At 69.0% G+C, this 21,211-nt stretch carries 17 protein-coding genes; 13 read left to right on the forward strand and 4 right to left on the reverse strand.

The genetic code is table 11. The features are described from left to right. Positions 1-166 precede the first annotated feature (166 nt). The 5 genes from CHB84_RS19310 to CHB84_RS19330 all read left to right on the forward strand — a co-directional run bounded on the left by CHB84_RS19310 (position 167) and on the right by CHB84_RS19330 (position 4,714). The gene (locus CHB84_RS19310; RefSeq protein WP_089303071.1) at positions 167-844 is read left to right on the forward strand and encodes an MBL fold metallo-hydrolase; all 678 of its coding nucleotides are present in this window, start codon (positions 167-169) and stop codon (positions 842-844) included. 205 nt (positions 845-1,049) lie between these two features. Then, positions 1,050-2,345, forward strand: coding sequence for a serpin family protein (locus tag CHB84_RS19315; RefSeq protein ID WP_089303072.1), 1,296 nt, complete (start codon positions 1,050-1,052; stop codon positions 2,343-2,345). A gap of 118 nt (positions 2,346-2,463) precedes the next feature. After that, positions 2,464-3,327 (forward strand): SCO6745 family protein, encoded by an 864-nt coding sequence (locus CHB84_RS19320; RefSeq protein WP_089303073.1) that lies wholly within the window; start codon positions 2,464-2,466, stop codon positions 3,325-3,327. A 133-nt stretch (positions 3,328-3,460) separates the two neighbouring features. Beyond that, on the forward strand, positions 3,461-4,042 hold the full coding sequence (locus CHB84_RS19325; RefSeq protein WP_089303074.1) for a DNA-binding protein: 582 nt from the start codon (positions 3,461-3,463) through the stop codon (positions 4,040-4,042). 15 nt (positions 4,043-4,057) lie between these two features. Then, positions 4,058-4,714 carry an RES family NAD+ phosphorylase gene (locus CHB84_RS19330; RefSeq protein WP_089303075.1) on the forward strand — a complete coding sequence of 219 codons (657 nt, stop codon included), beginning with the start codon at positions 4,058-4,060 and terminating at the stop codon, positions 4,712-4,714. Between the two features lie 99 nt (positions 4,715-4,813). On the opposite strand, the gene CHB84_RS19335 is transcribed toward CHB84_RS19330, so the two are convergent. Next, on the reverse strand, positions 4,814-5,788 hold the full coding sequence (locus CHB84_RS19335) for a TerC family protein (protein WP_089303076.1): 975 nt from the start codon (positions 5,786-5,788) through the stop codon (positions 4,814-4,816). Between the two features lie 286 nt (positions 5,789-6,074). Between CHB84_RS19335 and CHB84_RS19340 the strand changes: the two genes are divergently transcribed. Both CHB84_RS19340 and CHB84_RS19345 read left to right on the forward strand, forming a co-directional pair. Continuing rightward, on the forward strand, positions 6,075-8,990 hold the full coding sequence (locus CHB84_RS19340) for an alpha/beta fold hydrolase (RefSeq protein WP_245818850.1): 2,916 nt from the start codon (positions 6,075-6,077) through the stop codon (positions 8,988-8,990). Next, entirely contained in the window at positions 8,987-9,955 is a 969-nt protein-coding gene (locus CHB84_RS19345; protein WP_089303078.1) for an ABC transporter permease, read from the forward strand. The genes CHB84_RS19340 and CHB84_RS19345 overlap by 4 nt, the downstream gene beginning before the upstream one ends. Positions 9,956-9,957: 2 nt before the next feature. Here CHB84_RS19345 and uvrB read toward each other — a convergent pair whose 3' ends face one another. Next, positions 9,958-12,117 carry an excinuclease ABC subunit UvrB gene (gene uvrB / locus CHB84_RS19350; protein WP_089303090.1) on the reverse strand — a complete coding sequence of 720 codons (2,160 nt, stop codon included), beginning with the start codon at positions 12,115-12,117 and terminating at the stop codon, positions 9,958-9,960. A gap of 58 nt (positions 12,118-12,175) precedes the next feature. On the opposite strand from uvrB, the gene CHB84_RS19355 reads away from it, so the two are divergent. Next, complete coding sequence (locus tag CHB84_RS19355) at positions 12,176-12,703, forward strand: ribonuclease FAU-1 family protein (RefSeq protein WP_245818851.1); 528 nt, start codon at positions 12,176-12,178, stop codon at positions 12,701-12,703. Between the two features lie 58 nt (positions 12,704-12,761). Here CHB84_RS19355 and coaE read toward each other — a convergent pair whose 3' ends face one another. Further along, entirely contained in the window at positions 12,762-13,955 is a 1,194-nt protein-coding gene (gene coaE, locus CHB84_RS19360; RefSeq protein ID WP_089303080.1) for a dephospho-CoA kinase, read from the reverse strand. A 169-nt stretch (positions 13,956-14,124) separates the two neighbouring features. Here coaE and CHB84_RS19365 point away from each other — a divergent pair, with 169 nt between their 5' ends. Next, positions 14,125-14,334, forward strand: a complete 210-nt coding sequence (locus tag CHB84_RS19365; protein WP_089303081.1) for a hypothetical protein — start codon at positions 14,125-14,127, stop codon at positions 14,332-14,334. Positions 14,335-14,559: 225 nt separating this feature from the next. Here CHB84_RS19365 and rpsA read toward each other — a convergent pair whose 3' ends face one another. Beyond that, a complete protein-coding gene (gene rpsA / locus CHB84_RS19370; RefSeq protein WP_089303082.1) occupies positions 14,560-16,080 on the reverse strand; it encodes a 30S ribosomal protein S1 in 1,521 nt (506 codons plus the stop codon). Positions 16,081-16,361: 281 nt separating this feature from the next. Between rpsA and CHB84_RS19375 the strand changes: the two genes are divergently transcribed. From CHB84_RS19375 to CHB84_RS19390, 4 genes are all read left to right on the forward strand, one after another. Beyond that, entirely contained in the window at positions 16,362-17,255 is an 894-nt protein-coding gene (locus CHB84_RS19375; protein ID WP_245818852.1) for a class I SAM-dependent methyltransferase, read from the forward strand. Between the two features lie 26 nt (positions 17,256-17,281). Beyond that, positions 17,282-18,253: a GNAT family N-acetyltransferase gene (locus CHB84_RS19380; protein WP_089303084.1), complete on the forward strand. Its 972-nt coding sequence runs from the start codon at positions 17,282-17,284 to the stop codon at positions 18,251-18,253. A 109-nt stretch (positions 18,254-18,362) separates the two neighbouring features. Continuing rightward, positions 18,363-19,145 (forward strand): P-loop NTPase family protein, encoded by a 783-nt coding sequence (locus CHB84_RS19385; RefSeq protein ID WP_176440044.1) that lies wholly within the window; start codon positions 18,363-18,365, stop codon positions 19,143-19,145. Between the two features lie 5 nt (positions 19,146-19,150). Then, positions 19,151-21,046, forward strand: coding sequence for a YhgE/Pip domain-containing protein (locus CHB84_RS19390; RefSeq protein WP_089303091.1), 1,896 nt, complete (start codon positions 19,151-19,153; stop codon positions 21,044-21,046). Positions 21,047-21,211 lie beyond the last annotated feature (165 nt).

Raw genomic sequence — 21,211 nt, forward strand, 5'->3', positions numbered from 1 at the left:
CCAGGTCCTTTCGCTAGCGGATTTCGGCTGCCGGATCGCATCGATGAAGCGGCCGCCTACCATGCTAGGCCCCTGCCCCGACAGAGTTGCGGGCCTCATGCCCACGTTCCGATCCGCACTGTCGAGCACCTTCTGCATACTGCATCCCACGCATTACGATGGGGGTGTGAAGATCGTTGACGAGTACACCGGACACGTCGCGCCCGGCGGCGACGCCACGCGACGCGTCCTGGACGCACTGACCATCACCAAGCTGTCCGTCGGTCCGATGGACAACAACGCGTACCTGCTGACCTGCCGCGAGACCGGTGAGGCCATGTTGATCGACGCGGCGAACGACGTGGAACGCCTCACCGATCTCCTCGGCTACGACGACGACCGTGCGAACCTGCGCACGATCGTCACGACGCACCGGCACGGCGACCACTGGCAGGCCCTCGGCGCGATCGCCGGCGCGCACGGCTGTTCCACAGCGGCCCACCCCGTGGACGCGCCCGAGCTGCCGGTGACACCGGACGTGCTCCTCGAGCACGGCGACACGATCCCGGTCGGCAGCTGCCGGCTCGAGGTGATCCACCTCCGCGGGCACACACCGGGCTCGATCGCCCTGCTGTACCGGGACCCGGCAGGACACCCGCACCTGTTCACCGGAGACTCGCTGTTCCCGGGCGGGGTCGGTAAGACCACCTCAGCCGAGGACTTCGCCTCGCTCATCGATGATGTCGAGCAGCGCGTCTTCGCCGAGCTTCCCGACGACACGTGGTTCTACCCCGGCCACGGGGACGACTCCACGCTCGGCGCCGAGCGCCCCAAGCTCGGCGAGTGGCGCGAGCGCGGCTGGTAGCACCGCACAGCGCCCCGCGAACGAGTGAACCGGGCTTTCTCGACGCATCGTGCCTGAGTACAGTCCTGTCCTGTCGCCGTTCGACGGCACCGGGTAGCCGGCAGGTCGCTGGCACCGGATAGCTGGCCGCGTCAGCTGTCCTACCGAGGCAACCCCTGGCCCGGAACGTGCGTGAGCACAGTACGTCGACAAGCCGGGAGGTGGCATGAGGCCCGCACGAACCGTGAGCTGCCTGGTTTCCGCCGCGCTGGTCCTGGCGGTGACCGGATGCGGCACGGACTCCCCGGACAGCCGCGGGGACGACCGCGAGGGCGTCGCCAACACGTCCGCCGATACCGACAGGGTGGAACCCGCCGGGGACGCCCCCGTGGACGAGACCGTCGCCGGCATCCGGTCGTTCACCGGGGCGTTCGGCGAGCTCCTCGCCGAGAGGGGTGCCGGCGAGACCGAGAACACCGTGTTCTCGCCGTTGAGTCTCGGCTATGCCTTCGCCATGCTGCGCGCCGGGGCGAACGGGGACACGGCCGACCAGCTCGACGACGTCTTCGGCTTCCCGGAGGGCGTGCACGCGGCGTACAACGCGCTCAGTACCGGCGTGGTCAACACGGGCGATGCCGAGGATCAGACCGGCCCCGACGCCACCCGCGAGCCGGACGAGCAACCCCCGGACCCGGTCGTGAGCATCGCCAACGGCCTGTTCGTGCAAGACGGCATCGAGCCGGGTGAGGACTTCCTCCGCACCCTGGCCCGGCAGTACGGTGCCGGCGCCGAGTACGTCGACTTCAGCACGGGGTCGGCAGCCGAAAAGATCAACGACTGGGTGTCGGACCGGACGGACGAACGCATCGACACCCTGTTCGACGAGCTCGACCCGCAGACCGTCACCGTGCTGGCCAACGCCGTGTACCTCAAGGCGGGCTGGGAGTCGCCGTTCGACGAGTCCCGCACCACCGACGAGCCGTTCCACCTGGCGGACGGCACCACCACCCAGGTGCCGATGATGAACAAGGAAGCCGCCGAGCTGAACTACGTCGACGGGGAGTCCTGGGAGGCCGTGCAGCTGCCGTACGTGGGAGGCGAGCTGGCGATGTGGGTCGTGGTGCCCACCGGGGAGCCGGGTCAGGCACCGCCGGTCACCGCCGGGATGCTCGAGGAGTTCGAGCACGGCGAACCGGCCGAGCTCGATCTCGCGTTGCCACGCTGGGACTACGGGGCGGATGCCGAGCTGCTACCCCTGCTCGCCGAGCTCGGTCTGAGCGACCTCGACGACCTCGGCGGCATCGCCGAGAACGTCGTGGTGGACGACGCCGTGCATCGGGCGAACATCACCGTGGACGAGTCGGGCACCGAGGCGGCTGCCGTGACCGGTATCGCCGGCATCGTCTCCGCTCCCGCACCCGCGGACAAGACGATCCGGGCCGACCAGCCGTTCTCCTACGCAATCACCCATGAGCCGACCGGTGCACCGCTGTTCGTCGGCTCGGTGGCCGACCCCGGCTGAGTGCCGCGGCCGGGCACGTTCCTCCGGCGCGGCACAACCCGGCGCCTTCGCTCGCGCGGGCCGACGAGCCCGCGGAGTGCGGGTTGCCCGAATGCCGACTATCACGCAGGATCCCACTATGGATCATGGTCAGTTCGCCGATCTCGCCGCCGCATGCCATCGAGCCACCGACCCGCTGCACGCGATGGTGTACTTCGCGCCCGAGACCGAGGAGGAGCTCACCGGCATCGGCCTCCGCCGCGGGCGGATGAGCTACTTCGCCAGCCGTGCGGCCGCGATGGGCCCGGTCGGTGCGGGGACCGTGACAGCGACCTTCTACAACTTCAACCCCCAGTTGGTCGCCAGACACATCCCGCACGCATGGACGCTCGCCGCTCCGGAACAGGTCATCGAGGCGCGGTATCGCGCAGCAGGCGCCGCGCTGCGGCGCCTGCTCGGCGAGTCCGCTACCGACCCCGAGGTCGCCGAAGCAGCCGAGATCGCCCGCGAGGCCACCCGTGGCTGCACCCCGGAAGGGCGCCCGCTGTACGCCGCCCACGCCGACGTGGACTGGCCGACCGATCCCGTCCTCGTGCTGTGGCATGCCATCACGCTGCTGCGGGAGTTCCGCGGCGACGGGCACGTCGCGGCGCTGGTCGACTCCGGGCTCGACGGGCTGTCCGCGCTGATCACGCATACCGCGACCGGCAGGGGATTCACCGAGTCCGGCGCGCAGGCCACCCGAGGATGGTCGACCGACGAGTGGGAAACGACGGTGCGGGCCCTGCAGGCCGAGGGTGTCCTCGACACCGACCGAGCGCTGACCGAGCAGGGCGCGGCGCAGCGCGATCGTATCGAGATCGCCACCAACAACGCCGCTTCGGCACCGTGGATCCATCTCGGTGCCGACCGGGCGCATCGGCTCCGGGAGATCTGCCGTGACTTGAGCAAGCGAATCACGGCGGCGGGAGCGTTCCCCGCCGAGCTCTTCGGGGGAAACTGAGCGGCGCGGGAACGCGCCGGGTCGGCCGACACGCCGGGTAGCGGGTGCGGCGCAGACGGTGGTGACGAATCACATCCTGCAAACCCTGTCTCACCAGCACCTACGATGCGCTGGCACGTGCTACTTTGGATGTGTGACTATGGCACTCGAGGCTGTTCTGGCAAAGGCCGGGCTCAGGGTCGATGCCGACGAGTTCCTCCGGCTCGTCGAGGACACCGCGCGGATCGTGTCGGTGCCGCACCCCGAACCCGCGGAGCTGTTCTCCACGGAGCAGCAGGCCGCGTTGACCGATGTCGGCTTCGATCTGGCGCCCTACGCCGAGGACGAGCCGTGCCCACGGGCGAAGTCCGTGGTGGCGCACGCCGTGTTCAGCAAGTCCTCTTACTCGGTTGGCCAGGCCGCGCAGCTCCTCCAGCTCACCAGCGGTGAGGTGCGCGAGCGCCTGCGACACGGGAGGCTGTTCGGCTGGAAGGACGGCGAGTGGCACCTACCGGCCTGGCAGTTCACCGAAGCCGGCACGCTTCCGGGCCTGGAGACCGTGCTGCAGGCGATCCCGGCGGATCAGCCAGCGATGGTCGTGGCCGCGTTCATGAATACCCCGCAAGCGGACCTCGAGATCAACGAGCAGCAAGTCACGCCACGCGACTGGTTGCTCGCCCATGGTGACCCCCAGTCCGTCGCTCGTTTGGTGACCTCACTCGGTACGGCCGCATAGCCTCGCCGGTACTGCATGTCACGACTCCCGCTGCCTCCTTCGGCCGCAGCGCTGGCTGCCGGGCTGCGGCTGGATGAGGATATTGTCGCGGTGCATCCGGCAACCAGGGTCGTGCGGATCTTCACCGCCGCTGGCAGGCACCCACAGAACTGGGACACGTTCCGGTACACCGGCCCACTCCCGCACGGTCGCTTCGACCCGCAGGAGCCGGACAACGGTGGGGCTCCGGTGTCCGACCCGCACAACGGGGTACTCTACTTCGCGCTCTCGGCGCGTACCGGTATCGCCGAGGTGTACCAGTCGACGTCCACGGTCGACAGGATCACCAGGGAGCCGCACGTCGTCGTGATGCGCCCGACCCGGACACTGCGGCTGTTGGACCTGACCGGCCTGTGGCCGACCCGGATGGGCGCTTCCCAGGAGATCGCCAGCGGGCCCAAGAAGGTGACACAGGTGTGGGCGCGGGCGATCCGGAAGGCCTACCCTGACCTGGACGGGCTCTGGTACCCGTCGTCGATGGACTCGGGTAACCCGGCGATCTGCCTGTGGGACCCTCCCGCGCACTCGGCGCTACCGGGCACACCCGACCTCCTGCTGCCGTTGAGCCATCCCGGCCTCGACATGCCGCTGGCACGCGTCTGCAACGAACTCAACTTCGTCATGTACGGCTGAGCCGGCGCAAACCAACACAGTCATGTACGGCTGAGCCGGCGAGGGCAAGACGAGTCATGTACGGCTGAGCCGGCGAGGGCGGCCGCTCAGCGGCGGGGCTCACTGCTCGTGTGAGCCGGACTCGACGCGCTGACCGTCGACGTGTCTGGTCTTGATGATACTGGCCATTGTGGTGACAACGAGGATCAGCACGATGACGCCGAGCGAGACCCAGGTGTTGATGTCCATCCACGCAGGGACCATCTCGTACTCGTGGAACGCGTGCAGGAACAACTTGCCGCCGATGAAGGTCAGGATGATCGCGAGCCCGTAGGTCAGGTACGTCAGCCGCTCCACGAGCCCGCCGATGAGGAAGTAGAGCTGGCGCAGCCCCATCAGGGCGAAGGCGTTCGCCGTGAAGACCAGGAACGCCTCCTGCGTGATACCGAAGATGGCCGGTATGGAGTCCACTGCGAACAGCACGTCAGCCGTGCCGACCGCGATGATGACGATGAACATCGGCGTGATCAGCCGCTTGCCCGCGCGCTTGACCAGCACCTTGCTGCCGACATAGTCCTCGGTGACCGGGAAGATCTTGCGCGCGTGCCGGACCACCCAGTTCTCGTGATACTCCTCGTGCCCGTCGCCGCGTACCATGCTGACGGCCGTCCACACCAGAATCGCGCCGAACACGAAGAATATCCAGGAGAACTGCGCGATCAGTGCCGCGCCGATGGCGATGAAGATCCCGCGCAGGAGCAGTGCGAGCGCGACTCCGACGAGCAGCACCGTGTGACGATGTATGGCAGGGACCTTGAACGCCGTCATGATGAGCATGAAGACGAACAGGTTGTCGACGCTCAACGATTTCTCGGTGACGTAACCGGCGAAGAACTCGGCACCGTAGACAGGGTCGACGAGGAACCACACCCCGACGCCGAAGGCGAAGGCGAGCAGCACGTAGAACGTCGACCACAACGCCGCCTCGCGCAGGCTGGGTGTGTGGGGGCGCCGTACGCTGAACACGAGGTCCACGAGAATCACGGCGCTGATGACCCCTACGGTCACCAGCCAGCCCCACAGCGGCACATTCATCGACGAAGCTCCTCCGGTACAGCAGTTGCCACCGCAACCGGAGGTCTCTTCCGCCCGCGTCACCGCAAGCCGATGATGCCGGGTCTGCCACGACCGTTCCGACCGGGTAACCGTATTGACGGCATCATCGCGGAGGAATACTCCCCTCCACGTAACGTATCCATCCTGACACGATGTCGCCGGGGACGCCACCGGCCGTATCGCGTATCACGATCCGCGCAAGAAACCGGCAGGCCCGGCACGGTTGCGTGGCCGCCCGTCGTGGCTGTCACATACGGTTCTCCTCGTGTTGCGATCCACACGGTCCCGGAAGGCTGTGCCGCGCGCCGTCGCGGCGGTCGTGGTCATCCTCGGCGCCGCATCGGCGTTCCTCCTGCTCGGCGGCGACGAGCAGCCCGCCGTGCACACGCAGGAAGCGATCGTCGACGTACCGCGTTCACCCGATTCGGTGGAGAAGATCGCGCTCGACGTCACTCTGTACGAACCGCGGTCCACACCGGCGCCCGCGGTACTCGTGCCGCACGGGTTCGGCGGAAGTAAGGACAACGTCCAGCGGGAAGCCACCGAGCTCGCCGAGCACGGCTTCGTGGCCCTCGCCTACTCCGCCCGCGGTTTCGGGGAGAGCGGCGGAACGATCTCGCTCAACGACCCGGACCGCGAGGTGGCCGACGCCGCGCATCTGATCGACTTCGCGGCGCGGCAGCCGTCGGTCATCACGGACAGCGACGGCGACCCTGTGCTCGCGGTGACCGGCTCGTCCTACGGCGGAGCCCTCGCCTTGCTCCTCGCAGGCACCGATGACCGCGTCGACGCCATCGCCCCCGTGATGACCTACCACGACCTCGAACATGCGCTCCTGCCGAACGCGCGGACCCGCGGGCGACACGGTACCGACACGCCGGCACACGGTGCGGAACGCGGCGACGGGGTGTTCAAACAGGCATGGGCCGGTGCCCTGTTCACCGGCGGGAGGGGCGGGATCTCCACCCCCGGTCGGGAGGCACCGGAACCGGGGGACCGGCCGGACTCCGATGCGGACCGCAACGGTGCACCGACCGGCCGCGACCGGGAGCAGCCACCATCGACACTGCCCGAGAACGCCGGGCTCGATGGACCGTGCGGGCGGTTCGCGGCGGACGTCTGCCGCGCATACACCGGGCTCGCCACCACCGGAACCGCCGACGACCAGGCGCGGGAACTGCTGGAAAGGGCCTCCCCTGCCTCCGTGGCCGATGACATCACGATCCCTACGCTACTGGTCCAGGGCACGCAGGACACGTTGTTCGGCCTCGGGCAGGCCGAGGCCAACGCGCGCCGGATCACCGAGGCAGGTGGCGACGTGTCGGTCATCTGGTACGCGGGAGGTCACGACGGCGGAGCGCCAGGGCCGCAGCTGCGCGAGAAGATCGCCGACTGGTTGTCCTACCAGCTGACCGGCGACGGCGACCCACTTCCGGCGTTCAGCTACGACGTGCGGGGCAACTTCGACGCCACCCGTGCCCCGTCGGTGCGCACCGTCGAGGTCGACGAGTATCCGGGACTGCGCGACGACAGCACACCCCGAAGGGAGATCGAGCTGACCGGGCCGGAGCAGACCGTTACCCACCCGCCGGGCGGCGTACCGGCGGCGATCAGCAGCATGCCGGCACTGAGTGGCCCGGTAGCCTCCGCGCTCGGTGGCACCGACCTCCCCGGACAGTTCGCACGCTTCAGCTCGCACACGCTGGATGACCAGCTGCTGATCACCGGATCGTCCACTGTGACCTTCGAGGTCGCCGCGGCGACCGAGGCCACCGAGCTGCCCTCGACCCAACCGGGGATAGACGACGCCGAACAGCCTGAACAACCCGGGTCCGACCCGCGGGCCGGCCAGGACGCTGTGCTGTTCGCCAAGCTCTACGACGTCGGCCCGGACGGCACGCGGAGGCTCCCCGGCGGCGCGGTCGCGCCGGTGCGCGTACCGGACCTGCCCCCCGACGGCAGCGCCGTGACGGTCACGGTGAGCCTCCCGGGAATCGTGCACCCGGTCGAGCCGGGCCACCGGCTGCAGCTGGTCGTGGCCACCACGGACCAGGCCTACGCCCCCTCCACCGAGCCCGCCGCCTACCGCGTGTCGTTGACAGGTGCCGGCGGGGTGTCCGTGCCCTCGGTCCCCGGCACCGAGACCGGAACGGAGCTGCCGGTCGCGCAGCTGTGGGGCATCGCGGGGCTACTGCTCGCGGCGGCCCTGGTAGCGGCGTTCGCCGCGCTACGTCGCGCGGGAACCAACGACGTGGCGGAAGACCTCGCCGAGGTCCCACTGGCCATCGACGGTCTGACCAAGACCTACCCCGGCGGGCTCACCGCGGTCTCCGAGCTGTCCTTCCGGGTCGAGCGGGGGCAGGTACTCGGCCTGCTCGGTCCGAACGGCGCGGGCAAGACCACGGCCTTGCGCATGCTGATGGGGCTGGTCACACCGACCTCCGGGGAGATACGCGTGTTCGGTCACCGCGTGTATCCGGGTGCGCCCGTGCTCTCCCGCGTCGGGTCCTTCGTGGAAGGGCCGGGGTTCATGCCGCACCTGTCCGGCCGGAAGAACCTCGAGCTGTTCTGGGCAGCAACCGGGCGTCCCCGCGGCCAGGCCCATGTCGCCGAGGCACTGGAGATCGCGGGGCTCGGTGACGCCGTCGACCGCAAGGTCCGTACCTACAGTCAAGGCATGCGCCAGCGGCTCGCGATCGCACAAGCCATGCTCGGCCTTCCGGATGTGCTGGTGCTCGACGAACCCACCAACGGGCTCGACCCGCCACAGATCCACCAGATGCGCGAGGTGCTGCGGCGTTACGCGGACACCGGCCGCACCGTGCTGGTCTCCAGTCACCTCCTCGCCGAGGTCGAGCAAACCTCCACGCATGTCGTGGTGATGCATCACGGCACGGTGGTTGCCGACGGCGCCGTCGGTGAGATCGTCGCCGCAGGTGGCGAGGCCACCTTCGTCGTCGACGACCCCGGCACGGCCGCCGAGACGCTGCGCCGGGTGGAAGGCCTGACCGGGATCGAGGTCGACGGCGAGACCGTGCACGCCGACCTGCACGGCATCCCCCGCTCGGTCGCGGTCACCGCGCTGGTGCACGCGGGAGTGTCCGTGGAACGGGCCGGTCCGCGGCGCAGGCTCGAGGACGCGTTCCTGCAACTCGTCGGTGAGGAGGGCGATACCCGATGAGCTCCGACCAGTGTCCCGATCATCCCGGCCGGCCGGACGAGCCGGACCACACCGTGCACACCGACCCTGCCGCGCTGATCGAGCTCACCGAGGCGGCCCGGCGGGAACAGCCCGAGCACACCCCGTCCGGCGGGGTACGCGGCTACCGGCCCGGCCGTACCGCCCGGTTCCGGGTCGAGCTGCGCAGGCAGCTGAGCAGGCGGCGTACCGGGTGGATCGTCGCGCTCGCGGTCCTGCTTCCGTTCGTCCTCGTCGGCGCTTTCGAGCTCGGCGAGGACGGCGACGACGGCCCCTCCGGAGGGATCGTCGACCTGGCCACGACCAGCGCGCCGAACTTCGTGATATTCACCCTGTTCGTCTCGACCTCGTTCCTGCTCCCGATGATCGTGGCCCTGTTCTTCGGCGACACCATCGCCAGCGAGGCCTCGTGGTCAAGCCTGAAGTACCTGCTGGCGATCCCCGTCCCGCGGCACCGCCTTGTACGGCAGAAGGCGCTGGTGGCATCCGCGCTGTCGGCGCTCACGCTGCTGGTGCTGCCCGCAACCGCGCTCGGCGCGGGACTGGCCTTCTACGGTGCGGGGCAGGCGGTCCGGCCGACCGGGGACGCGATCGCGTTCGACACCAGCCTGGTGTCGCTCCTGCTGGCGGCCTGCTACATCATCGTGCAGCTCAGCTGGGTGGCCGGGCTCGCGTTGCTGCTCAGCGTGCTGACCGACGCGCCGCTCGGCGCGGTAGGCGGGACGGTCCTCGCGGCGATCCTGTCCCAGATTCTCGACCAGATCACCGCCCTGGGTGACCTGCGCGCGGTCCTGCCCACCCACCACGCCACCGCGTGGCTCGATCTGATCGCGACGGACATCGCCTGGACCGACGTCGCCGGCGGGACACTCATCTCGCTGTGCTACGCCACCGTGCTCGGCCTCATCGCCGCTCGGGTGTTCAGCACCAAGGACATCACCAGCTGAGGCTACGTCACCCCGGCCTCGTCCATACCCCTGAGCTCCTTCTTCAGCTCCGCGATCTCGTCACGGAGCCGGGCTGCCAACTCGAACTGCAGGTCGCGCGCGGCCTGGGTCATCTGCTCGGTCATCTGGTTGATCAGATCGGCCAGCTCCGCGCGCGGCATCGTCGAGACGTCCTTGTCCGTGAGCAGACCGGAGCTGGCAGTGCCCGCTCCCTGCTCCGGCTGCTTGCCGCGCGAGGTGTTGCGCCCCGACCCGCCGACAGCGACCTCCTGCTCGGAGTCCTCCGCCTCGGTGTAGACACGGTCGAGAATGTCGGCGATCTGTTTGCGTAGCGGCTGCGGGTCGATGCCGTGCTCGGTGTTGTAGGCGATCTGCTTGGCGCGCCTGCGGTTCGTCTCGTCGATCGCGTACTGCATCGAGTCGGTCATCGTGTCGGCGTACATGTGCACCTGGCCGGAAACGTTCCGGGCGGCCCGACCGATCGTCTGGATCAGGCTGGTGCCGCTACGCAGGAACCCTTCCTTGTCAGCGTCGAGAATCGACACCAGGGACACCTCGGGTAGGTCGAGACCCTCACGGAGCAGGTTGATCCCCACCAGAACGTCGTAGTCCCCCGATCGCAGCTGCCGCAGCAGCTCCACGCGCCGCAACGTGTCCACTTCGGAGTGCAGGTAGCGCACCCGGATCCCGAGCTCGAGCAGGTAGTCGGTGAGGTCCTCGGCCATCTTCTTGGTCAGCGTCGTGACCAGCACCCGCTCGTCGCGCTCGGCACGCTCCCGGACCTCGTGCACGAGGTCGTCGATCTGTCCCTCGGTCGGCTTGACGACCACCTCGGGGTCGACCAGGCCGGTCGGCCGGATGACTTGCTCGACGAACTCGCCGCCGGACTGGCCCATCTCGTACGGGCCGGGGGTGGCGGAAAGGTACACGGTCTGCCCGATCCGGTCGGAGAACTCCTCCCAGGTCAACGGACGGTTGTCCAGCGCGCTCGGTAGCCGGAACCCGTGCTCGACCAGCGTGCGCTTGCGCGAGGCGTCTCCCTCGTACATCCCGCCGACCTGCGGGACCGTGACGTGCGACTCGTCGATCACGACCAGGAAGTCGTCGGGGAAGTAGTCAAGCAGCGTGGCAGGTGCGCTACCCGCGGGCCGGTCGTCGATGTGGCGGGAGTAGTTCTCGATTCCCGAGCAGAACCCGACCTGGCGCATCATCTCGATGTCGTACTGCGTCCGCATGCGCAGGCGCTGCGCCTCGAGCAGCTTGTTCTTGCCTTCCAGCTCCGTGAGGCGTTCCTCGAGCTCGCCTTCGATCGCGCGGATGGCCTTGTCCATCCGCTCCGGTCCCGCGACATAGTGGGTCGCGGGGAAGATGCGGACGCTGTCGAGCTCCTGCACGACATCGCCGGTGAGGGGGTGCAGGTAGTACAGCCGGTCGATCTCGTCGCCGAAGAACTCGACGCGGACCGCCAGTTCCTCGTAGGCGGGGATGATCTCCACGGTGTCCCCGCGCACCCGGAAGGTTCCCCGCGCGAACGCCACGTCGTTGCGCGTGTACTGCACGTCGACCAGCGCGCGCAGGAACGCGTCCCGGTCGAGCTCCTCGCCGACGGTCAGTTTCGACGACCGGTCCAGGTACGACTGCGGCGTACCGAGACCGTAGATACACGACACGCTGGAGACCACAATGACGTCCTTGCGGGAGAGCAGGTTCATCGTGGCCGAGTGGCGCAGCCGCTCGACGTCGTCGTTGACCGAGGAGTCCTTCTCGATATAGGTGTCGGTCTGCGGTACGTAGGCCTCCGGCTGGTAGTAGTCGTAGTAGCTGACGAAGTACTCGACCGCGTTGTGCGGGAAGAAGCCGCGTAGCTCGTTCGCCAGCTGGGCGGCCAACGTCTTGTTGTGCGCCATGACCAGGGTCGGACGTTGCACCCGCTCGATCAGCCACGCGGTCGTCGCGGACTTACCGGTACCCGTCGCGCCGAGCAGCACGACATCGCGCTCACCGCGGGCCAGCCTGCGTTCCAGGTCGTCGATCGCCTCAGGCTGGTCACCGGACGGCGAGTAGTCGCTGACCACCGTGAACCGGTTCTCGGACCGCGGGATGTCCGAGACCGGCCGGAACTCGGAATGAGCCAGGACGGGGTGCTCTGATGCGAATGCCACACGACCAGGGTAGGGGCGTACCCCGACAGAACGCCGCCCGGTCGCACCGTGCGGCAGGATGGACGTCATGTTCGGCCAGCCCCACCCGCCCAAGACCGAGACCTTCGACCTCGTCGGCATGACCAACACCGACCCGAAGGGCTTCGTGCGCCCGGTCGAGGAGTACCGGTCCCGGCCGTTCGGCCTGTACATGGCCCGGCCCACACCGGGCCGAGCGCAGTTCCACTACCTCGAGTCGTGGTTGCTACCAGCGGTGGGCCTGCGTATCAGCGTCTTCTGGTACAACCCTGGCCACGAGCGCGACTGGGACCTGTACCTGGACGTCGTCACCGTCGAACGGGGTGAGCGGTACTGGGTGGCGCGGGACCTGTACCTGGACATCGACCTGCGTACCGGCACGCGGGCTGCCGTCCGGGACACCGACGAGCTGCTGGCCGCTCACCGCGCCGGGCTCGTGGAGCTCACCGATGCCACGGCGGCCATGGACACGGCGTTGCACACCGTCGACGCCCTCGCCAGGCACGGTTACGACCTCGACCGCTGGCTGGCCTCCCTCGACATCACCCTCACCTGGCGCGGACGCTGAACGACGCTTTCAGTCCACGAGACGGACTGTAAGCGTCGTTCAGCGCACCCAGCGGGGGTTACGGGGTCCAGCCGGTGTGGCGCGCCCATTGTTCGGCGCGCTCCATCGCATCGGCGATCCAGGGTTGCTTGTCCTCGGCATAACCGTCGACCGAGCCGTCCGCCTGATGGGAACGGGCAAGCGAACGCTTCACCTTCGCGTACGCGTCGCGCTCGTCGGGGTTCCTGCGCAACCATTCCGGGAACAGCAGAGCGGCCCGCCAGTGCCGCGTCCCGTGCGCCCGCACGTGCAGGTTCACCGGGCGGGCGGGATCGGCGCCGGTATGCAGGCGCTTGTCTCCCGCGACCGGCTCGGCTCCCCGATCCAGCGGAGCGTCCGCCCACTCCCCCTCGCTTCGCGGGAAGCCTGCCGCGGCCAGCGACTCGGCTACCGAGTCGGCGACGTCCAGGTCGGCCACTGTCAGCTGGATATCCAGCACGTCCTTGGCCGGCAGCCCGGGCACGGAGGTCGAGCCGACGTGGTCGACCCGCAGCGCGGCCTGCCCGGCCGCCTGGCGGATCCGGGCGATCGCGCGCTCGGCCTGCTCCGGCCACGTGTCGTCATAGTCGACGATCTCCGGTGAGCGTGGCGGTCTTGTGCGTCGCAGGCGCAGGTTGGCCTCGAACGTGAGTAGCCGGTCGGCCCACAGCTCGTCCACGGCCGAGAGCAGGACATCCGGGGTGGCGCTGTTGTCCAGCCACACGTCGGCTGCCGCGCGCCGCGTGAGCGTGTCGGCCTGCGCCGTGATACGGGCGCGGACGTCGGACGGGTCCATGCCGCGTTCCTCGGTCAACCTACGCACCCGGACGTCTTCCGGAGCATCCACCACGATCACCAGGTGGTAGTGCGGTTGGAGCCCGTTCTCCACAAGCAACGGCACGTCGTGCACCACGATCGCGTCCGCGCCGGCGGCGTTGACCAGCTCCGCCGTCCGCTCGCCCACCCGGGGGTGCACGATGGCGTTCAGCCGGGCCCTGGACTGCTCGTCGGCGAACGCCTTCCGCGCCAGTGCGGCCCTGTCCAGCCCACCACCCGGCTCGAGCACGTCCGGGCCGAACTCGGCCACGATCTCGTCGAGCGCGGGTTCGCCCGGCTCCACGACCTGCCGGGAAATGGCGTCGGCGTCGACGAGTACGGCACCGTGCTCGGCCAGGCGGTTCGCCACCGTTGACTTCCCCGAACCGATCCCCCCGGTGAGACCTACGCTGAGCATGGGGGCATTCAATCAGTACCGCGCCGGGGCCGTGCCACCGGCCGCTCACGATCAGGTCTGAGACGTCACGCACCGGCAACGATGTTCATGACACGCCGTACGTCCTCCCGGCCACCTCGTTGATCATTGCGTATCTTGTCGTTCGGACTATCGCCCACATGGAGGACCGATGCGAACGCGGCATACCGGGAGGCACCGGCTTGGTACGCCTGGGCTAGTCCATTGTGTCGAGCATCGCCAAGTGTCCGACGCGCTCGCCGAACACCGGCGCAACTGGCTTACCGCGATGTTGGTTCCGGCCAAGCACAGCATCGCGGGCCTGCGCAGGCGGGCACGCGTGGCCGCGTACGAACGTGCGCTGGCGCCTGCGACGACATAGTGTGAGACAGCCAGAGGGTTATTCACCGGTCAGTGGACGCCGGCCGTGGCCGCTACGGGCCCGCGCCGCGCGCCGGACACCCCCTCCCCTGCCGGCGTGCCGCCTGTACCCGCTCGCCACCGACCCACACCGGCGTGTCGGGTTCACCCCCATACATACGCAACTCGGCCCCGCTCCAGTCTCCGTGGAGCGGGGCCGAGAAGGTTCGTGCCGGAAAGCGGGCTCTCACTCCCCGCCGGAGAGCTTCTCCCGCAGCGCAGCCAGCTGCGCGTCGCTGGCCAGCGTGCCGCTGTTGGGGTCGGCAGCCTGCGACTGGCTCGCCCCGCCGTAGCTCTGCTGCTCACCGGAGTCCGCCTCACCTTCGGGCTCACCGGCGCCTGCCTCGGCCACAGCGGCGGCGGCATCGGCCTCACGCGCTTCCGCCACCTGCTTCATGTGCTTCTCGTAGCGGTCGTGCGCCTCGGAGTACTGCCGCTCCCACTCCTCACGCTGCTTGTCGTAGCCCTCTTCCCATTCCTGGGTCTCGGGGTTGAAGCCTTCGGGGTAGATGTAGTTGCCCTGCTCGTCGTACTCGGCAATCATCCCGTACTGGGTCGGGTCGAACTCCGCGTCCGGCGTGAAGCCCTCGTTGGCCTGCTTCAGCGACAGCGAGATTCGCCTGCGGTCGAGGTCGATGTCGATGACCTTGACCATGACCTCGCCGTTGACGTCCACGACCTGCTCAGGCAGCTCGATGTGCCGCTCCGCCAGCTCCGAGATGTGCACCAGCCCCTCGATGCCGTCCTCCACGCGGACGAAGGCACCGAACGGGACGAGCTTGGTAACCCGTCCCGGCACGATCTGGCCGATCGCATGTGTGCGGGCGAAGTGGCGCCACGGATCCTCCTGGGTCGCCTTCAGCGACAGCGAGACCCGCTCGCGGTCCATGTCGACGTCGAGCACCTCGACGGTGACCTCCTGGCCCACCTCGACGACCTCGCTGGGGTGGTCGATGTGCTTCCAGGACAGCTCGGAGACGTGCACCAGGCCGTCCACCCCGCCGAGGTCGACGAACGCACCGAAGTTGACGATCGACGAGACGACGCCCTTGCGAACCTGACCCTTGCCGAGGGCATTGAGGAACTCGCTGCGCACCTCGGACTGGGTCTGCTCGAGGTAGGCCCGGCGGGAGAGCACGACGTTGTTGCGGTTCTTGTCCAGCTCGATGATCTTCGCTTCGAGCTCGCGACCGACATACGGCTGCAGGTCGCGAACCCGGCGCATCTCGACGAGCGAAGCGGGCAGGAAGCCGCGCAGACCGATGTCCAGGATGAGACCGCCCTTGACGACCTCGATAACCGTGCCCGAGACCGGCGAGTCGGTCTCCTTGAGCTGCTCGATGGTCCCCCAGGCGCGCTCGTACTGCGCGCGCTTCTTGGACAGGATCAGCCGTCCCTCTTTGTCCTCCTTCTGCAGGACCAGCGCCTCGACCTCGTCACCAACAGCGACAACCTCTGCCGGGTCGACATCGTGCTTGATGGACAGCTCACGCGAAGGGATGACGCCTTCGGTCTTGTAACCGATGTCGAGCAGGACCTCGTCCCGATCGACCTTGACGATGGTTCCCTCCACGATATCGCCGTCGTTGAAGTACTTGATCGTCTTGTCGATGGCAGCGAGGAAGTCTTCCTCCGACCCGACGTCGTTCACGGCGACCTGCTTGGTCTGCTCGGGGACTGTCGGGGCGATGGTGGTATCGGTGGACATGAGTGTAGGGTGCTCCGGTTATGGCTGGGGTCGTTGATTCGTTCTCTTCAGTCGTGCAGCGACAGTGGGTACCACACGGTCGATGACGGATGGCCGGGAGTAATTTGACCGCCGATATCACCGCGCTCGGTGCGCGGCCCGAGTCCCGGCAAACGCGTGCCGAGAGAAAGGCAGCGCAAACCCACTGCGCCTGGAACATCCTACGCGGCAGCTGTACCGAGGTACAAACCGGGGCCACCTATCGTGAGTGGCGCGCACCACACGGAGAAAGGAGCCGCCACGTGGCTGACTCAGGCCCGGACGACACGCCCCGATTCACCCGTGCCGAACAGGCCCTCGGTGTCGTCGGACCGGCGCGCCGCACCGTGACGGCCCAGGAGGCCGTTGCCGCCAGTAGCGCCTGGTGGGACGCCGACGCCGAGGAGTACGTCGCCACGCACGGAGACTTCCTCGGGGACGCGGACTTCGTCTGGTGCCCGGAAGGCTGGCGTGAGTCCGACCTCCAGCTCCTCGGCCCCGTCACGGGGCTGCGGGTCCTCGAGGTCGGCTGTGGCACGGCAGCCTGCGCGCGCTGGCTCACCGGGCAAGGCGCCCACGCGATCGGAGTGGACCTGTCCGCGGAGATGCTACGGCACGCGCGCACCGCCGACCGGCGGTCGGACCTGTGCGTGGACCTGGCACGCGCCGACGCACAACGGCTGCCGCTACGCAACGGTACCGTCGACACCGCGTTCTCGGCGTTCGGCGCCCTGCCGTTCCTGCCGTCGCTGACCACCGTGTTCACCGAGGTCAACCGGGTGCTGCGGCCCGGTGGCCGCTGGGTGTTCGCGGTCACGCACCCCATGCGCTGGGTGTTCCCGGACGACCCGGGGCCTCTCGGACTCACTGCCACCCACTCCTACTTCGACCGCGAGCCCTATGTCGAGGTGGACGCGCAGCACAACGCGACGTACGTCGAGTACCACCGCACCCTCGGCGACTACGTGCGCGCGGCGCGGCAGTCCGGGTTCCGGCTCGACGACCTGGTCGAGCCGGAGTGGCCGGACGACCAGACCCGCACCTGGGGCCAGTGGAGCCCGCTACGCGGCTCGCTCTTCCCCGGTACCGCGATCTTCTGCTGCCACAAGACGGACGCACCGAACGTCGGGCCCTCTCGGCCCGCTGCCGCGTCCTGACCGACCAGACGTCACCGGAGGCCGCCGTGCGGGAGCTCGAGGCCGCCCAAGCCGAACACTTCGCCCGAACCGACCCGCTGCTACCACGCACGGTCTCGCTCCCGGAAGGCACGTGCATCACGGCCGGGCTACCCGGCGGCGGCGACGTTCGGGGGAACGCCTACCGGGCCGTACACGGTCCCCTGTCGATGGAGAGCCTGTGGCACACCCGCGTGACATGGGAGCTCAGCCCGCTGATCGGTGACTCCGGCGCGGCAGGCATGCACGCCGTACTCGCGGCGTACGCCCGCTGGTTGGGGCCGATGCCCGAGGATCAACCACGTGGCGAGACCACGGTGCTTCTCGGCTGGCCAAGTCGGGATGTCGCCGCGTCGGCCGTACTCCGGCGGCACGGGTTCACCGCAGGCACCGTGCTCGCCGTTCGGCACGCCGAGGGCGCAGGCGAAGTTCGCGCCGGCTCGGCAGCGGACGCCCCCGCCGGACCCGGCTCACCGCTCGTTACCGTGCGGCACGCATCGGTAACCGACATCGATGCGCTCATCGCTCTCGAGCTGACCGAGCTGCGCTACTCCCGGGCCGTGCTCGGCCAGCAGATGCGCACCGAGGCGGCGGAGCTCGTCGGCGCGGCACTGCGCGGCACCCTCGACGCCGGCGAGCCGGTCTTCGTCGCCGAGGACGCCGGGCAGGTCGTGGGAATGACGCGAGCCGGGTGGAGCTCCCCCGAGACGAACACCTCGATCGCGCACCGGCTGCCGGCCGGGACATGGGCGCGCGTCGACACACTGTCCGTCGCGCCGGAGGCACGCGGCTGCGGGGTGGGACAGCGGCTCATGTCGGTGGCCCACGCCGAGCTCGTCACCGCAGGAGTGCGAGGCAGCTACCTGTACTACGACACGGCCAATCCACTGTCCTCAGTGTTCTGGCCTAAGCAAGGATACCGTCCGCTATGGACATTATGGACCACCTCCCCGGACATCTTGTTCGCCACTGCCGAGTGAAGTGGCACCCGGCACACGCGGGGCGGCCGGCATCACGTCCCGGCAAGTTGCCGGTCGACCGATACCGCCCTAGCGTGCAGGAGGGAACTCGGCGCGCCAGGGAGCATTCATGCACGTAACCGCGGACCGGGTGGTCATCGAGGGGCCGCACGCAACGCTACTGCCCGCGACGTCTCTGCACGTCGCGACAGGACAACTGGTCGTTGTCCAGGGCCCGCCCGGACGAGGGCTCACCGGGCTCGGCCTCGCCCTCGCGGGCAGGATGCGCGTGACGGCAGGCTCCGTCGCCGTGTACGAGCAGCCGGGCGGTGTAGCGGACGCGGACGGGTCCGACCGTGGCGGTGCGCACCGACTGCGCGAGCGTGCCGCGCTGATCGACGCACCTGGCGTGACCGAACCGGACGGTGCCCTGCCCTTGCGTGTCGTGGTCGGTGAGGAGCTGGCGCTGGCACGCAGGCCCGCGTCCCGGGCCGATGTCGCCGAATGGTTGTCCGCGCGGGAGCTCACGCGCCACACCGGGACCCGGTTCGAGGACGTACCCGCTGACGTACGGACGTTCGTCCTGACCACGCTCGCCGCTACCCGGCCGGGTGTGCGGCTACTGGTGCTGGACACTCCGGACAGGCACGGTTGGGACACCACGCAGTGGTTGGAGACCGCCCGCCGCTGCGCCGCGCGCGACTTCGCCGTCGTCGTGCTGGTCGCCACCACCCACCCGTCCGTGTTGCCGGTCCCGCCCGCCCGTATCGGAACGGACGACCAACCTCCGCCGCTGACCCTGCGCGAGGGCATCGCCGCCGACAGCGGCGAGTGCGACGGCAACGACACGGACGCACACACCGGCTCGGCGACGACCACGACCGGCGGCACCGGGGAAGGAGACCGTCGATGAGCTCGATGAGCTCGGTGCGGGTCGCCGCGGGCGAGCTGCGCCGGATCAGCAGCGGGACGCTACCGAAACTGGCCATCCTTGCGCTGATCCTCGTTCCGCTGCTCTACGCCTCGCTGTACCTGTTCGCGAACGAGGACCCGTACAACCGGCTCGGCGAGCTACCCGCGGCAGTTGTCAGTGAGGACGCCGGAGCCGACGACCCCGACGGCGCGCACCGCGTGCTCGGCGACGAGGTCGCCGAGGAGATCGCCGACTCGGACACGTTCGACTGGCACGAGGTCTCCGGGCGGGAAGCCGACGACGGCGTCCGCGACGGCACCTACGCCTTCGCCATCACCGTTCCGCCGGACTTCTCCGCGGCGCTGCTGGCCACCGCCGAGTTCGACCCCCGGCGCGCGACAATCACGCTGACCACCGACGACGCCAACAACTACATCGCAGGGACCATCGCGAACAGGGTCGCCGAGCAGGTGCGTGCCGCGATCACCGAACGGGTCGGCGAGGAGGCGGCGGACCGTTTCCTGCTCGGCTTCTCCACCATCCACGGGGCGGTGTCCGATGCCGCGGACGGCGCCGACGAGCTGGCAGCCGGTACCGACGAGCTGCTCGAGGGGCAGCAGCAGCTCGAACAGGGTGCGCGTGAGCTGGCGCGCGGCAGCGACGAGCTGGCAGCCGGGCTGGAGACCCTGCGCACGCGCTCGGCGACGCTGCCGGAGCAGGCAGGCGAGCTCGCCGACGGCGCGAGTGAGGTGGCCGAGGGCAACGAGCAGCTCGCCCAGCGCGGCAACGAGCTCGCGAGCCGTTCCGGGGCGCTGCAGGACGCCCTCGACGATGCCGGCGAGGAGCTGTCCGGGCAGCTGCGTGCCGACGGCTTCGACGAGCAGGAGATCGACCGGATCCTTGCCGTGCTTGCCGAGCTTCGCCGGCCGATCGACAGGGCCGATCAGGACGTCCGGAACGCGTCCGAGAAGCTCGACACCCTGGCCACCGGGTCCCGAGCGGTCGCCGACGGGGCCGGGGAGCTGGCCGAGGCGGCTCCGGAGCTGGTCGGCGGCGTCGATGAAGCCGCAGGCGGCGCCGCGGACGTCGCGCAGGGCGCAGGCGAGCTCGCCAAGGGGCAGGCCGAGGCCACCAACGGTGTCAGCGCGTTGCGCGACGGTGCCTACGACCTCGATGACGGGCTGCACGAGGGGCTCGGCCGCATTCCGGACCCGGACGACGACGAGCGCGCAGCCACGGCCAGCACCATCGCCAACCCCGTCGGGATCGACTCGCACAGCTTGGCCTCGGCAGGCAGTTACGGCGCCGGCCTCGCTCCGTACTTCATGGCCCTGTCTGCGTGGGTGGGTGCGTTCGTGCTGTTCCTCCTGCTGCGCCCGCTGTCGGTGCGGGCGCTGGCCGCCGGGGCCTCGTCGCTGCGGGTCGCACTCGGTGGCTGGTTACCGGCAGCCGCGCTCGGTATCGCGCAGATGATCGTACTGCTCGGCGCCGTCAGCCTCCTGGTCGGTATCGACGTCGCGCATCCGGTCGGTGCCGTGGGCTTCCTGATCGTCACGACTCTCGCCTTCACAGCCGTGGTTCACGCGCTGAACGCCTACTTCGGCGCCGTCGGGAAGTTCCTGGCTCTGGTGGTACTCGTACTCCAGCTGGTCACCGCGGGTGGCACGTTCCCGTGGCAGACGATCCCCGAGGTGCTGCAACCACTGCATCACATCCTGCCGATGACCTATGTGGTCGATGGCTTGCGGGAGCTGCTCTACACCGGAGCATCGGCGAGCGTGGCCACCGATGTGGCCGTGCTGGCGGCTTACACCGCCGGAGGGCTGCTGCTGTCCACACTCGCCGCACGCAAGCGGCGAGTGTGGACAGCGCCGGCACTCAAACCGGAACTGGCGCTGTAGCCCCGCCCTGCAGCCCCCCGACGCTGAATGACGCTTTCAGTCCACGTGTTGGACTGAAAGCGTCATTCAGGGGACTCCTCAGGTTTGTGTGGGGAGTGTGATGGTGATGCCTCCGGCGCAGAGGTAGATCATGGCGATGAGGGCGGTGGGGCTGTGGTGGCCGTA

The organism is Haloechinothrix alba, assembly GCF_900188115.1.
GTDB lineage: Bacteria > Actinomycetota > Actinomycetes > Mycobacteriales > Pseudonocardiaceae > Haloechinothrix > Haloechinothrix alba.

Bases quoted from the DNA above. Each gene is read 5' to 3' on its own strand.
- CHB84_RS19315 (WP_089303072.1), top strand. From the start codon at position 1,050: ATGAGGCCCGCACGAACCGTGAGCTGCCTGGTTTCCGCCGCGCTGGTC.
- CHB84_RS19320 (WP_089303073.1), top strand. From the start codon at position 2,464: ATGGATCATGGTCAGTTCGCCGATCTCGCCGCCGCATGCCATCGAGCC.
- CHB84_RS19330 (WP_089303075.1), top strand. From the start codon at position 4,058: ATGTCACGACTCCCGCTGCCTCCTTCGGCCGCAGCGCTGGCTGCCGGG.
- CHB84_RS19335 (WP_089303076.1), bottom strand. From the start codon at position 5,788: ATGAATGTGCCGCTGTGGGGCTGGCTGGTGACCGTAGGGGTCATCAGC.
- CHB84_RS19345 (WP_089303078.1), top strand. From the start codon at position 8,987: ATGAGCTCCGACCAGTGTCCCGATCATCCCGGCCGGCCGGACGAGCCG.
- CHB84_RS19355 (WP_245818851.1), top strand. From the start codon at position 12,176: ATGGACGTCATGTTCGGCCAGCCCCACCCGCCCAAGACCGAGACCTTC.
- coaE (WP_089303080.1), bottom strand. From the start codon at position 13,955: ATGCTCAGCGTAGGTCTCACCGGGGGGATCGGTTCGGGGAAGTCAACG.
- CHB84_RS19365 (WP_089303081.1), top strand. From the start codon at position 14,125: ATGCGAACGCGGCATACCGGGAGGCACCGGCTTGGTACGCCTGGGCTA.
- rpsA (WP_089303082.1), bottom strand. From the start codon at position 16,080: ATGTCCACCGATACCACCATCGCCCCGACAGTCCCCGAGCAGACCAAG.
- CHB84_RS19385 (WP_176440044.1), top strand. From the start codon at position 18,363: ATGCACGTAACCGCGGACCGGGTGGTCATCGAGGGGCCGCACGCAACG.
- CHB84_RS19390 (WP_089303091.1), top strand. From the start codon at position 19,151: ATGAGCTCGGTGCGGGTCGCCGCGGGCGAGCTGCGCCGGATCAGCAGC.